The 13,142-nt window shown below is 75.0% G+C and carries 14 protein-coding genes; 9 read left to right on the forward strand and 5 right to left on the reverse strand.

From position 1 onward, the window contains the following. Nucleotides 1-106 precede the first annotated feature (106 nt). A complete protein-coding gene (locus PGB27_RS27165) occupies nt 107-562 on the forward strand; it encodes an SRPBCC family protein (RefSeq protein WP_274203574.1) in 456 nt (151 codons plus the stop codon). 29 nt (nt 563-591) lie between these two features. Here PGB27_RS27165 and PGB27_RS27170 read toward each other — a convergent pair whose 3' ends face one another. Together PGB27_RS27170 and PGB27_RS27175 are read right to left on the reverse strand one after the other, a co-directional pair. Next, nucleotides 592-909 carry an STAS domain-containing protein gene (locus PGB27_RS27170; RefSeq protein ID WP_274203575.1) on the reverse strand — a complete coding sequence of 106 codons (318 nt, stop codon included), beginning with the start codon at nt 907-909 and terminating at the stop codon, nt 592-594. Then, a complete protein-coding gene (locus tag PGB27_RS27175) occupies nt 906-2,510 on the reverse strand; it encodes an ATP-binding SpoIIE family protein phosphatase (protein ID WP_274203576.1) in 1,605 nt (534 codons plus the stop codon). The genes PGB27_RS27170 and PGB27_RS27175 overlap by 4 nt, the downstream gene beginning before the upstream one ends. A 131-nt stretch (nt 2,511-2,641) precedes the next feature. Here PGB27_RS27175 and PGB27_RS27180 point away from each other — a divergent pair, with 131 nt between their 5' ends. Beyond that, nucleotides 2,642-3,496, forward strand: coding sequence for an exodeoxyribonuclease III (locus PGB27_RS27180; protein WP_274203577.1), 855 nt, complete (start codon nt 2,642-2,644; stop codon nt 3,494-3,496). A 13-nt stretch (nt 3,497-3,509) separates the two neighbouring features. Here the strand turns inward: PGB27_RS27180 and PGB27_RS27185 are convergent, their stop codons facing one another. Further along, entirely contained in the window at nt 3,510-4,409 is a 900-nt protein-coding gene (locus tag PGB27_RS27185; protein WP_274203578.1) for an NmrA family NAD(P)-binding protein, read from the reverse strand. A 145-nt stretch (nt 4,410-4,554) separates the two neighbouring features. Here PGB27_RS27185 and PGB27_RS27190 point away from each other — a divergent pair, with 145 nt between their 5' ends. After that, nucleotides 4,555-5,535, forward strand: coding sequence for an AraC family transcriptional regulator (locus tag PGB27_RS27190; RefSeq protein ID WP_274203579.1), 981 nt, complete (start codon nt 4,555-4,557; stop codon nt 5,533-5,535). Between the two features lie 27 nt (nt 5,536-5,562). Here PGB27_RS27190 and PGB27_RS27195 read toward each other — a convergent pair whose 3' ends face one another. After that, entirely contained in the window at nt 5,563-8,142 is a 2,580-nt protein-coding gene (locus PGB27_RS27195; RefSeq protein ID WP_408630131.1) for a DEAD/DEAH box helicase, read from the reverse strand. A 139-nt stretch (nt 8,143-8,281) separates the two neighbouring features. Between PGB27_RS27195 and PGB27_RS27200 the strand changes: the two genes are divergently transcribed. Together PGB27_RS27200 and PGB27_RS27205 are read left to right on the forward strand one after the other, a co-directional pair. After that, on the forward strand, nt 8,282-8,932 hold the full coding sequence (locus PGB27_RS27200; RefSeq protein WP_274203580.1) for a TetR/AcrR family transcriptional regulator: 651 nt from the start codon (nt 8,282-8,284) through the stop codon (nt 8,930-8,932). Nucleotides 8,933-8,958: 26 nt separating this feature from the next. Then, on the forward strand, nt 8,959-9,351 hold the full coding sequence (locus PGB27_RS27205; RefSeq protein ID WP_274203581.1) for a hypothetical protein: 393 nt from the start codon (nt 8,959-8,961) through the stop codon (nt 9,349-9,351). Here the strand turns inward: PGB27_RS27205 and PGB27_RS27210 are convergent. Beyond that, nucleotides 9,330-9,599 (reverse strand): hypothetical protein, encoded by a 270-nt coding sequence (locus tag PGB27_RS27210; protein WP_274203582.1) that lies wholly within the window; start codon nt 9,597-9,599, stop codon nt 9,330-9,332. The two genes, PGB27_RS27205 and PGB27_RS27210, sit on opposite strands and share 22 nt — an antisense overlap. Before the next feature lie 148 nt (nt 9,600-9,747). On the opposite strand from PGB27_RS27210, the gene PGB27_RS27215 reads away from it, so the two are divergent. The 4 genes from PGB27_RS27215 to PGB27_RS27230 all read left to right on the forward strand — a co-directional run bounded on the left by PGB27_RS27215 (nt 9,748) and on the right by PGB27_RS27230 (nt 13,102). After that, nucleotides 9,748-10,386 carry a class I SAM-dependent methyltransferase gene (locus PGB27_RS27215; RefSeq protein ID WP_274203583.1) on the forward strand — a complete coding sequence of 213 codons (639 nt, stop codon included), beginning with the start codon at nt 9,748-9,750 and terminating at the stop codon, nt 10,384-10,386. Between the two features lie 62 nt (nt 10,387-10,448). Further along, nucleotides 10,449-11,423: an NADPH:quinone oxidoreductase family protein gene (locus PGB27_RS27220; RefSeq protein WP_274203584.1), complete on the forward strand. Its 975-nt coding sequence runs from the start codon at nt 10,449-10,451 to the stop codon at nt 11,421-11,423. Between the two features lie 3 nt (nt 11,424-11,426). After that, nucleotides 11,427-12,218 (forward strand): alpha/beta fold hydrolase, encoded by a 792-nt coding sequence (locus PGB27_RS27225; protein WP_274203585.1) that lies wholly within the window; start codon nt 11,427-11,429, stop codon nt 12,216-12,218. 14 nt (nt 12,219-12,232) lie between these two features. Continuing rightward, nucleotides 12,233-13,102 carry an AAA family ATPase gene (locus tag PGB27_RS27230; protein WP_274203625.1) on the forward strand — a complete coding sequence of 290 codons (870 nt, stop codon included), beginning with the start codon at nt 12,233-12,235 and terminating at the stop codon, nt 13,100-13,102. Nucleotides 13,103-13,142 lie beyond the last annotated feature (40 nt).

Below are 13,142 nucleotides of genomic sequence, written 5' to 3' on the forward strand. Positions count from 1 at the left end.
TCTCGGTGCGGGAGTTCCACACCGACTCCTGAGGACGCCGCGCGGCGGGCGCGAGATCGCCCCACTACGGTGCCACCGTCCCGCCGCTCGTCCGTCCGGAGGAACCATGGCCGACGACATCGTCGTCACGCGCACCGTCGACGCCCCGCCCGAGCGGGTGTGGGACCTCGTCGGTGACCCGGCGCGGATCGGGGCCATCTCCCCGGAGTGCCACCGCGTCGACTGGCTCGGCGGCGCCTCCGGCCCGGCGCCCGGCGCGCGGTTCAAGGGGCACAACCGCAAGGGGCTGATGCGCTGGTCGACCGTCGGCGAGGTCGTCGAGTACGAGCCGCAGCGCGCGATCAGCTGGGACGTCTCGCTCCTGGGCCAGTCGGTGGCGCGCTGGGGCTTCCGCCTGACGCCGCAGGACGGCGGCACCCGCGTCGAGCAGTTCTGGCAGGACCGGCGCAGCCCGATCGCCAACGTCGTCGGCCGGGCGCGGGCGTGGGACGTGCCCGCGGCCAACCGGCGCGGCATGGAGCAGACGCTCGACACGGTCCGGCGGAAGGCCGAGCAGGGCTGAGCAGGGCTGAGCAGGGTTGAGCGAGGGGCTCAGCCCTCGAGGGAGGCCAGACCCTCGAAGCCCGAGAGCTGGAGCACGCGGCGGGTGTGCGAGCCGGGCGGCACGTCCACGCGCAGGGCGATCTGGAGCACCTCGAGGCGCGCGGCCAGCGCGAACAGCACCCGCAGGCCCGCGCTGTCGAGGTACTCGAGCTCCGCGAGCTCGAGGGTCACCGCGTTCGTCTCGTTCGGGATGGCCGCGGCGAGCTGCTCCTCGACGGTGGTCGCGTTCTCGAGGTCGACCTCGCCACCGATGGCGATGCGCACGTCGGAGCCCTCGGGCCGGACGACGACGGTGGCGGTGGTCATGGTGCGTCTCCCGCGATGCGGCGTCGGAAGGTGACGGTGGTGCCGCCGGCACCGGCGATCACGTCCATCTCGTCGGTGCACTGCCGGATCAGCGCCGTGCCGCGGCCACGGTCGTGGCCCCGCGCCGAGCGCCACCGGCCGTTGTCGCGCACGCTCGCGACCACCGTGGCACCCTGACGCTCCATCTGCAGCGTCAGCGTGCCGCCGGCCGGCCCGTAGGCGTGCTCGACGACGTTGGAGCAGGCCTCACCGGCGGCGACGAGGAGGTCGACCACGTCGTCGCCCGACGCCCCGGCCGAGGAGAGCCAGCGGCGCACCGAGGCGCGCAGGTCGGCGAGCACCCGCGGCACCGCCGGCACCGTGATGTTGAGCGGCACCACCGCCGGCGTCGCGCCGCGGCGCGCGACGAGCATCGCGACGTCGTCGCCCACCGAGTCGCTGCCGATCATGCGGTGCAGCACGGCGGTGCACACGGCGTCCGGGTCCTGGCCGGCGTCGACCACCTCGCACAGCGCCTCGAGACCCTGGTCCAGCGACCGTCCGCGGCGCTCGACGAGCCCGTCGGTGTAGAGGAAGAACAGCGAGTCCGGCGGCAGCTCGATGGTCGTGGTGCGCCGCGGGGGACCGACCGACACCCCGACCGGGAGGTCCACCGGCACGTTGACCAGCGTCGCGGTCTCGCCGGCGCGGGCCACCACCGGCGGCAGGTGCCCCGCGGTCGACAGCGACACCCGTTCGAGGGACGGCTCGAGCACCGCGTAGAGGACGGTGGCCATCACGTTGTCCTCGAAGTGCTGGACGTTGCCGTCGAGCCGCTCGAGGACCTCCGCCGGGTCGTCCTCCTCCAGCGCGAACGCCCGCAGCGCGCTGCGCAGACGCCCCATGACCACCGCCGCCTGCAGGCCCCGTCCCACGACGTCACCGATGACGATGCCGAGCCGGCCCGAGGGCAGCGAGAAGACGTCGTACCAGTCGCCCCCGAGCCCGCCCGCCTCGCCGGGGACGTAGCGCGCGGCGAAGTCGATGCCCGTGACGTGGGGGAGCGCGCCGGGCATGAGGCTGCGCTGCAGGGCCGACGCCGCGGCGCGGTCGAGGTCGGTGAGGTGGGTGCGGGTGACCAGCGCGATCCGGTCCGCCGCGGTCTGCAGCAGGTCCGCGTCGTCGCGGGTGAACAGCCGCGGGCGCAGCGTGCCGACGTGCAGGACGCCGAGCGTCCGGCCCTCGGCGATCAGGGGCACGCCCAGCAGCGAGCGGATGTCCTTCTCCCGCAGGATCGGGTTGAGGACGTTCGAGTGGTCGACCTCGTCGATGACGACCGGCCTGCCCTCCGCGGCGATCCGCCCCGCGAACCCCTTCCCGACGGGGATCCGCACCCCCTGGCGCACCTCCTCCTCGATGCCGCGCGCGGCCGTCGCCACGAGGTGCTTGCCGGAGGGGTCGAGCAGCAGGACCGCCGCGGTGTCCGCCTCGAGGAGGGCCCGCACCCGGTCGAGGAGCTCGGTGAGCAGCTCGCCGGTGTCGAGGTGCGCCAGCTCCGTGTCGGTGATCTGTTCGATGCGCCGCAGCCGGTCCTCGTCGGTCACGCTGCTCGACGCTGACATGGTCGGAACGCTAATACGCGGGCCACACGTCACGGAACGCACGTGGCCGGGAAACGAGCCCGCAACGGGGTGACGGCGAAGCGGCCCTCCGGCCGGGGTCGGCGTCGGTGGTCCCGGCTAGCGTGGCGACCGTGCGACTGGCGACGTGGAACGTGAACTCGGCGAAGGCGCGCGAGCCGCGGCTGCTCGGCTGGCTGGACGAGCGCGCGCCCGACGTCGTCTGCCTGCAGGAGACCAAGCTCGGTGACGACGCGTTCGCCGAGTCGTTCGGCGCGCCCCTGGCCGAGCGCGGGTACGAGGTCGCCCACCACGGTGAGGGACGGTGGAACGGTGTCGCCCTGCTCTCCCGCGTCGGCCTCGCGGACGTGGAGGAGGGGCTGCCCGGCGGCCCCGGCTACCCCCACCAGGAGGCGCGCGCCGTCACCGCGACGTGCGGGGGGATGCGCGTCACGTCGGTGTACGTGCCCAACGGGCGCGACCCCGCCGACCCCCACTACGCCTACAAGCTCGAGTGGCTCGCCGCCCTGCGCGACCGGGTGGAGGCGGCCGGGCCGGACGTCTCGGTCGTCGCCGGCGACTTCAACATCGCCCCCGCCGACGCCGACGTCTACTCGGTCGAGGCGTTCGCCGAGTCCACCCACGTCACGCCGCCGGAGCGCGAGGCGTTCGCCGCCCTGCTCAAGACCGGGCTGCACGACACGGTGCGCGACCGGTGGCCCGACCAGCGGGTCTTCACCTACTGGGACTACCGCGGCGGCGCCTTCCACCAGGACCGCGGCATGCGCATCGACCACGTCCTCGCGGGCGGGCCGATCGCCGAGCGCCGCGCCGCGGTGTGGGTCGACCGCCAGGCCCGCAAGGGCACCGGCCCGTCGGACCACGCGCCGGTGATCCTCGACCTCGACGAGGCCCCCGACGGCGACCTCGGCCCCGTCGTCCCGCCGCCCTCCCTCGGGGCGAAGAAGGGCGGCGCCCGCCGGCGGTAGGTCACGCGGCGGGTCACGCGGGCACGAGCGTGCGCGCCCAGGCCTCGATGGTCGTCGGGGTGGTCGTCGCCGGGCTCCGGCCGACGAGGCTGTGCACGGTGCCGTCGTTGAACGCCGCGTTCATCGCGAGGTTCTCGGCGACGACGTCCGCGGGCAGGCCGGCGTCGACCAGGGCCGCGCGCAGGACGTCCTCGGGCACGCGCTCGTAGCGCAGCGGCGTCCCCAGCACCGCGCCGAGGCGCGCGACGGCGTCGGCCATCGTCAGGTCCTCCGGGCCGAGCACCTCGCGCACGCCGACCGCCGCCGGGTCGAGCAGGGCCGCCGCCGCGGCGTCGCCGACGTCGACGGTCGCGACCATCGGCAGCGGGACGTCGGGGTCGATCGTGTCGTGGTGGACGCCCTCGGCCTGCATCGCGGCGAGCGAGGGCAGGAACGACTCGAAGAACAGCCCCGGGCGGATGACGGTGACCTGCGCGTCCAGCGCCCCGAGCCGCTGCTCCTGCTCGTGGAGGGTCTCGAGGAAGCCGGTGCCGCGGGAGACGGAGCGGGACGGAGGTCGACCGGTGGGCGGCGCGACGTCGGCCCCCACCGCGCTCAGCGCGACGACCCGCGGGACGCGGGCCTGCGCCAGCGCGGTGGCGATCGCGGTGCCCACCTGCTCCTGCTGGGTGCGGTAGCCGTCGGCGGTGGGGTCGAGGGGCATGAGGACGTAGGCCGCGTCGGCGCCGCGGAAGGCGTCGGCGAGGAACGCGGCGTCGGTGATGTCGCCGACGCGCGCCTCGGCGCTGAACCCCACGACGTCGGTGAGACGGGCGGCGTCGCGCCCGACGGCACGGACCGGCTGCCCGGCCTCGCGCAGGCGGCGGGCGACCCGTCCGCCGGTGTTCCCGCCGGCCCCCAGGACGGTGATCATCGTGGTCCCTCCTCGTGCTCGGTGTTCCGGTGCGTCCGACTCTGGGCCGGTCGCGCCGGACGAACCATCGCCGCGACGCCGTTTCTCCTGCTCGATCGTCCGAGGGGCGTGGACGATCAGGCACGCCGTGCCGGACGCTGGGGGCGTGACCGCGACCGTCGCCCCGCCCTGGACCCCCACCGACGCCGTCGGCGAGGCCCTGCACGTCCTGCGGATGAACGGGACGTTCTACTGCGCCTCGGACCTGCGCGGGCCCTTCGGCCTCGTGCTGCCGCCGACGCCGGGCTGCCTGTGGTTCCACGTCGTGACCTCGGGGACCGCGACGCTCGTCGTGGGCGGCGAGGAGATCACGCTGACGCCGTCGGACGTCGTGCTCCTGCCCCGGGGCGAGGGCCACGAGCTGCGGTCGGTCGACCCGCCGCCCCGGACCTCGGTGCCGAACGTCATGGACCTGCCGCACACCTGGTACGGGGACCGCTACGCCACGATCACCCACGGCGGCGACGGCGCGCCCACCACCATGATCTGCGGCGCGGTCCGCCTCGAGCACCCGATGGCCGAGCGGCTCGTGGAGCTGATGCCCGACGTCGTCCACGTGCCCGTCTCGCCGCTGACCGCGCGCCTGCACGACACCCTGCGCCTCATCGCGCTCGAGGTGGAGGAGACGCGGCCCGGCGGCGAGGCCGTGATCACCCGGCTCGCCGACGTGCTCGTCGTCCAGATGCTGCGCGCGTGGCTCGCCCACGACCCGACCGCACGCAGCGGCTGGCTCGGCGCGCTCACCGACCCCGACATCGGCCGCGCGCTCGCCCTCGTCCACGCCGACCCGTCGCGCGACTGGACGGTCGCGGGCCTCGCGCGGGAGCTCGCCCTCTCGCGCTCGACCTTCGCCGCGCGCTTCACCGCGCTGGTCGGCGAGCCCGTCATGGCCTACGTGACCCGCTGGCGCATGCTCGTCGCCCACGACCGCCTGCGCGCCGGCGACACCACCGTCGCCGCCGTGGCGTCGGCGATGGGTTACCGGTCGGAGGCGGCGTTCAGCCGGGCCTTCCGCCGTGTCGTGGGGACGCCGCCCGGTGCCGTGCGGGCGCGGCCGAAGGTCGAGGAGCTGCTGCTCGGGGTGTGAGGTGGTGGTCGCTGATCGCGCGGCTGCTCAGGTCGCGGTCATGGGGCCTGCGGCGGTGACGTGCACCGCGGCGGCGCCGAGCTCGTCGGAGGCGTCGAGGTCGACGTCGGCGGTGATGGCCCAGTCGTGGTCGCCCTCGGGGTCGTCGAGGACCTGGCGGACGTGCCAGGTCCGCCCGTCGACCGTGAGGCGGAAGAACGCCGGCCCGCGGGCGTCGGGGCCGGTGCCGAGCTCGTCGTACTCGGCGAAGTAGCCCTCGATCGCGTCGGTCCAGAAGGCCGCGTCCGGGCCGTCCTCCGACAGCGCGGCGAGGTCGGCGGGGGAGCGGCGAGCGAAGAGCTCGACGCGGCGGAACATCTCGTTGCGCACCAGCACGCGGAACGCGCGCTCGTTGCGGGTGACCGGCGGCGGGCCCTGGTCGACGGGGCGTGCGTCGTCGCCCGCGGCGTCGAGCGCCGTGCCGTCCCCGCCCGCCCCGGCGAGGTTCTCCCACTCGTCGAGCAGCGACGAGTCCGTCTGGCGCACGAGCTCGCCGAGCCAGGCGACGAGGTCGTCGAGGTCCTCGGTCCGGGCGGCCTCGGGGATCGTCTGGCGCAGGGCGCGGAAGGCGTCGGTGAGGTAGCGCAGGACGAGGCCCTCGGAGCGCGCGATCTTGTAGTACGAGACGTACTCGGTGAAGGTCATGGCGCGCTCGTAGAGGTCGCGGACCACCGACTTCGGCGACAGCTCGTGGTCGGCGACCCACGGGTGCCCGGCGCGGTAGGACTCGAACGCCGCGCCCAGGAGCTCCTCGAGGGGCTTCGGCCAGGTCACGTCCTCGAGCAGCTCCATGCGCTCGTCGTACTCGATGCCCTCGGCCTTCATGGCCTGCACGGCCTCGCCGCGGGCCTGGTTCTCCTGGGCCCGCAGGATCTGCTTGGGGTCGTCGAGCGTCGCCTCGACCACCGAGACCATGTCGAGCGCGTAGGTCGGCGACTCCTTGTCGAGCAGGTCGAAGGCGGCGAGCGCGAACGGCGAGAGCGGCTGGTTGAGGGCGAAGTCGACCTGCAGGTCGTCGACCAGGCGCACGTCGGGGCACCTCTGGTCCGGGTCGAGCTCCGCTTCGCTTCGTCTCTCCGCGAATGTCTCGATCCGCTCGACGACGTCGGCCTCGAGGAGACCCCGGTACAGCGCGATCGCGCGCAGGATCAGGCGGCGCTGGGTGGGGCGGTCGGCGTGGTTGTCCTCGAGCAGGTGGCGCATGGCGGCGAAGAACGGCTGCTCGCGCTGCGCGACCTGCAGCAGCATGGCGGTCGACACCCGGAACTGGCTGGTCAGCGGCTCGGGCTGGGCCTCGATGAGGCGCTCGAGCGTCTTCTCCGACCACGACACGAAGCCCTCGGGCGGCTTCACCCGCACCACCCGGCGCTGCTTCTTGACGTCGTCGCCGGCCTTCGCGAGGCGCTTGGCGTTCTCCACCTCGTGCTCGGGTGCCTGCGCGACGACGTAGCCCGCGACGTCGTGGCCGGCGCGTCCGGCGCGGCCCGCGACCTGGTGGAACTCGCGGGCCCGCAGGTGGCGCACGCGCTGGCCGTCGAACTTCGTCAGCGCGGTGAACAGCACCGTGCGGATGGGGACGTTGATCCCGACGCCGAGGGTGTCGGTGCCGCAGATGAGCTTGAGCAGCCCGGCCTGGGCGAGCGTCTCCACGAGGCGCCGGTACTTGGGCAGCATGCCGGCGTGGTGCACGCCGATGCCGTGGCGCACCAGGCGCGAGAGGGTGCGGCCGAAGCCGGCGGTGAAGCGGAACGCGCCGATGAGCTCGGCGATCTGCTCCTTCTCGGCCTTCGACGACACGTTGAGGCTCATCAGCGCCTGGGCCTGCTCGATCGCGGCGGCCTGCGTGGTGTGCACGACGTAGACGGGCGCCTGCTGGCCGGCGAGCAGCTCGGTGATCGTCTCGTGGAGCGGGGTGCGGGCGTACCGGAACGACAGCGGGACCGGGCGCTCGGTGTGCGCGACGACGGCGGTCTCGCGGCCGGTGCGCCGGGTCAGGTCCTGCTGGAAGAAGGTGACGTCGCCGAGCGTCGCCGACATGAGCAGGAACTGCGCCTGCGGCAGCTCGAGCAGCGGCACCTGCCACGCCCAGCCGCGCTCGGGGTCGGCGTAGTAGTGGAACTCGTCGATGACGACCTGGCCGATGTCGGCGGCGCGCCCCTCGCGCAGCGCCCAGTTCGCCAGCACCTCGGCGGTGCAGCAGATGACCGGCGCCTCGGGGTTCACCGCGGCGTCGCCGGTGAGCATGCCGACCGACGCGTAGCCGAGCTGCGCCCCGAGCGCGAAGAACTTCTCCGAGACCAGCGCCTTGATCGGCGCGGTGTAGACCGTGCGCTCGCCCCGCGACAGCGCCGAGACGTGCGCACCGAGCGCGACCAGCGACTTCCCCGACCCGGTCGGCGTCGAGAGGATGACGTTCGAGCCCGAGACCAGCTCGATGAGCGCCTCGGACTGGGCCGGGTAGAGGTCCAGGCCCCGCTCGGCGGCCCACTCCGCGAACCCTTCGTAGATCTCGTCCGGGTCCGCGCCGGGTACGGGCAGGAGCGCCGTCGAGCCGGAGACCGAGCGCAGCGGAGCTCGACCAGGAGAGGTGGTCACGCCCTCCATTGTCGGCGATCGACGGCGCGGCCCGTCGCACCCGGCGGGTTACGATGCGTCACCACACCGCGGACCCGTCGTTGGGCCGACGGTGGCGAGGAGGGCGACAGCTGTGACCCAGGGTTGCGATCCGGCGGCGCCGACGGCGAACCCGCCGCTGGGTCGGCGGGCGGCGACGAAGGCGCGCACCCGGGAGGCGCTGCTCGACGCCGCGCGCCGGGTGTTCGCCGAGCGCGGGTACGGGCCGGCGTCGGTGGAGGAGATCGCCCGCACCGCGGGGGTGTCGGTCGGCTCGGTCTATGTGCACTTCGCGAGCAAGGACGCGCTGTTCACCGCGCTCGTCGAGACCCAGACGTCGGCGGACGTCGACACCCGGGCCGCGCTCGTCCAGGACGACCCGAAGGCGACGTTCGACGCCCTCGACCGGCTGGTCGGCGAGGTGGCCGACTCCCGCGAGGACGCCCTGCTCGACGCCGAGATCTGGCTCTACGCCGTGCGCCACCCCGAGTTCGTCGGACGGCTCGCCGAGCACGAGGTGCGCCTGGCCCGGTTCGCGAGCGAGCAGCTCTCGCCCAACTGGGAGGGCGTCGACCCGGCCGTGCGCGCGACCGTGCGCGACGACGAGTTCATCGTCGCCGCCGCGGCGCTGTACCACGGCCTGATCCGCCTGCGCCGCGTCCTCGGCGAGGACGCGGTGCCGGCCGACCTGTTCAGCCGGGTCCTGCGGTTGATCCTGCGCCTGCCCGACCAGCCGGGGGAGTAGCTCCGACGTCCGGGGTACAGGAGCCCGTGCGCTCCTCCTCGCGGTCCCGCGACCTGACCTGGATCCCCCGCCTGCTCGGCCTCGCCACGGCCGGCTACAGCGTGGCGATCATCGCCGACCCCTCGCTGTTCGCGAAGCCCACCGGGCTGCAGGCCGAGGGCGCGCCGCTGCCGACGGCCACCGCGATCGGGGTGCGCGCGCTCGGCGGCCGGGACCTCGCTTCCGGGCTGGCCATGACGCTGGCGCCCGCGGGCAAGGCACTGCGGACGGCGATCGCCGTGCGGGTGGGCGCCGACCTCGCCGACCTCGCCGTGCTCGGCACCTCGCTGCCGGGCCCGCGGTACCGCGCGAAGGCCGCGGGCGTCGCCGCGACGTGGGGCACCCTGTGCGCGCTGAGCTACCTCGCCGCCGGCGACTGATCGGCCGCCACCTCGGCCGGCCGCAGGTGGTAGACACCGGCGGCCGGGGTGAGCGCGTGCAGGTCGTAGACGTGGACGACCTTGGGGCCGTCGTGGAGGTGGGTGTGGGTGACCACCGGGAGCGGCGCGCCGTGCCGCGCCTCGCGGACCTCCACGCGCCCGTCGAGCGGGCCGCCCACGTAGAGCAGCACCGCGTCCTCGTCGGCGGGGACTCCGCCGAGCGGGGCCGGGCCGGACGGACTGGTCATGACGGCCTCCTCGGACGGCTCGTGGGCGGGCTCCTCACACGTCGACGCATCCTGCGTCGGACCCAGCGTAGGGATCAACGCCGTCCGGCGCTGCGTCCCTTCGGAGCAGCTGTGCCTCTCCGGAGGCGGTCGGCGACGGGGGGTGACCGTGACGGACGGTGACACCGGTGACGAGGACGCCGTCCGCGACTGGACCGCGCCCGGCACCGCGCCGCTGGTCGGCGAGATCACGCTGCTGCTCGCCGACGACATCCACCGCACCTGGTCGGCGCTCGACGAGGAGGCGCCGCCCTTCTGGGCGTTCGCGTGGGTCGGCGGGCAGGCCCTCGCGCGCCACGTCCTCGACCACCCCGACCTCGTGCGCGGACGCCGCGTGCTCGACCTCGCCTCGGGCTCGGGGATCGTCGCGATCGCCGCGGCCCTCGCCGGCGCCGAGGCCGTGATCGCCTCCGACACCGATGCCCGGTCCCGTACGGCCGTCGGGCTCAACGCGGCCGCGAACGGCGTCGACGTGGCGGTGGTCGGCGACGTCCTCGACGGCGACCACGACCTCGACGTGGACGTCGTCCTCGCCGGCGACGTCTTCTACGAGCAGCCGATGGCACGGCACATGGAGCGCTTCTGCGACGAGGCGAGCGCGGCGGGCGTCGACGTGGTCGTCGGGGATCCGGGTCGCGAGTACCTGCCGCGGCGGCGCTGCACGGCCCTGGCCAGCTACGACGTCACCGGTACCGCCGACCTCGAGGGCGGGTCCACGACCCGGACGACGGTCTACCGGTTCACCTGATCCGCGCCTCTGCTGTAGAAACCGTCCCGACTGACGGTCACAGGTGCTCGGAAGGGGTCGCGGTGCGCGCGGTGCAGGTCGTCCGGCTCGACGGGCCGGAGGCGGTCGAGGTCAACGAGGTCGAGGAGCCGACAGCCGGCGCCGACCAGGTGCTCATCGACGTGGAGGCCGCCGGCGTCGTCTTCCCCGACCTGCTGCTGACCCGCGGGCAGTACCAGATGCGCCCCGAGCTGCCGTTCCTGCTCGGCAGCGAGGTGGCGGGCACCGTGCGCGAGGCCCCGGACGGCTCCGGCTTCCGCGCGGGCGACCGGGTGGCCGCGCTGCCGGTGCTCGGCGGCTTCGCCACCACCGTCGCGTGCTCCACCGAGACCGTCTTCCCCCTGCCCGACGGGGTCTCGTTCGACGTCGGCGCGGGGCTGCCGATGAACTACCTGACCGCGCACTTCGTCCTCGACACGCGGGCCCACCTGCAGCCCGGCGAGACGGTGCTCGTCCACGGCGCGGCGGGCGGCGTGGGCGTCGCCTGCATCCAGTTCGCCAAGGCCCGCGGGGCGACGGTGATCGCCGTCGTGTCCTCGGCGGGCAAGGGCGAGGTGGCGACGGCCGCGGGCGCCGACCACTGGGTGCCGGTCGAGGGCTTCAAGGACGCCGCGAAGGAGCTCACGGGCGGGCAGGGTGTCGACATCGTCGTCGACCCGGTCGGCGGCGACCGCTTCACCGACTCGCTGCGCAGCCTCGGCGACGACGGGCGCCTCGCGGTCGTCGGGTTCACCGCCGGCGACATCCCGACGGTCAAGGTCAACCGCCTGCTGCTGAACAACACCTCGGTGGTCGGCGCGGGCTGGGGCGCCTACGCGTCGAAGCGACCGGGGTTCATGCACCGGCAGTGGGACGCGATCCGCGACGACGTCGCGAACGGCCGGCTCGCCCCGCCGATCAGCGCGACCTACCCGCTGGCCGAGGCCGCGTCCGCGATCGGCGAGCTCGCCGAGCGCCGCGTCACGGGCAAGGTCGTCATCCACCCCAGGGAGCACTGACCCGTGGACCTCGCGCACACGCGCACCGGCACCGGCGAGCCCGTCCTGCTCCTGCACGGCATCACGCACCGGCGCCAGGGCTGGGACCGCGTCGTGCCGCTGCTCGCCGGCGAGCGCGAGCTGTGGGCCATCGACCTGCCCGACCACGGCGAGTCGCCCGACCTGCCCGGCGACTACCGCGGCGACATCGCCCCGCTCGCCGACGCCGTCGAGGCGTTCAGCCGCACCCAGGGCCTGGAGCGTCCCCACGTCGTCGGCAACTCGATGGGCGGGCTGGTCGCGCTCGAGCTCGCGGCGCGGGGATCGGTCCGGTCGGCGACGGCGCTCTCACCGGCGGGCTTCTGGTCGCCGCTGGAGCGCGGCTACGCCCGGGCGATCCTCGGCGGGGCGCACGCCGCGCTGGCGCTGATCCCGTCGGCGCGACTCGAGCGCATGCTCGGCACGCCCGTGCTGCGCACCGCGCTCGTCGGGCTGCTCCTGGCGCACCCGTCACGCATCGACCCCGCCGAGATCGGCGCGGACCTGCACGGCCTGAGCCACCCGCGCAGGTCGTTCGCGACGATGCTCTCCCACCTCGACACGTGGGTGCCGCCGGCTCGGTCGTCGGTGCCCACCACGGTCGGCTGGGGCTCGCGCGACTTCCTGCTGCCGCGCTGGCAGTCCGGGCGCCTGCGTCGCGCGCTGCCCGACGCCTCGGTCTACATCCTGCCGGGCTGTGGGCACGTCCCGATGGGCGACGACCCGGCGCTCGTCGCCGACCTCGTCCTCGCCTCGACCCGCCCGCGGCCGGCCTGACCCCCACCCTGTACCTGACCCGCGGCCTGCCGGCCTCGGGGAAGTCGACCTGGGCGCGGGCGCTCGTCGCGGCGCGGCGGCCGGGCTCGATCCTGCGGGTCAACCGCGACGACCTGCGCCGCAGCATGGTCGACCCCGCCTACGCGGCGCCGGTCGACGCCGTGGAGCGGCGCATCTCCGCGGCGGAGTGGCGCCTCGTCCGGGGGGCGCTGCTCGACGGCGTGGACGTCGTCGTCGACGCGACCAACCTGCGCGCCGGGCCGGCGCGGCGCTGGCTCGCGCTGGCCGCGGCGTGCGGCGCGGACGTGCACGTGGAGGACGTGGTCGCCGACCTCGAGGAGTGCGTGCGCCGCGACGCCGCCCGCCCCGCCGTCGAGCGCGTGGGGGAGGAGCACCTGCGCGACCTCGCCGCCCGCTTCCTCGACCCCGCGACCGGCCGCCCGGCGCCGCTCGAGGAGCCGGCGCGCCTGTCCTCGGCCGGCGGCGCGCCGTACCGGCCGGTGCCCGGCACGCCGCCCGCGGTGCTCGTCGTGGTCGAGGGCATCACCGACCCCGACGGCGAGCCGGTCGACGCCGCCGTCGCGGTGGTGCGCGCGCTCGCGGAGGCCGGGCACCGCGTCATCGCCTGCTCTCCGCGCCCCGAGGAGGACCGCGCCGTCGTCGCGTCCTGGCTCGCCCGTCACGTCGCGGTGGCGGTCGAGGCGCTCCTGCTGCGGCCGGTGCGGGACCGGCGGGCCGACGGGACCGCGCTGCTCGCCCTGTTCGACGCCCACGTGCGCGACCGCTACACGGTGACCGCCGTCGTCGAGGGCCGCCCGCGCGCCGCCCGGGTCTGGGCCGGGGTCGGGCTCGCGGTCGTCGGGGTCGCGCCCGGCGAGGGCTGACGCACGGGGACGCACGCCATCGGGTCGAGCTCCGCTTCGC

Source organism: Actinomycetospora lemnae (genome assembly GCF_028737315.1).
GTDB classification, from domain to species: Bacteria; Actinomycetota; Actinomycetes; order Mycobacteriales; family Pseudonocardiaceae; genus Actinomycetospora; species Actinomycetospora lemnae.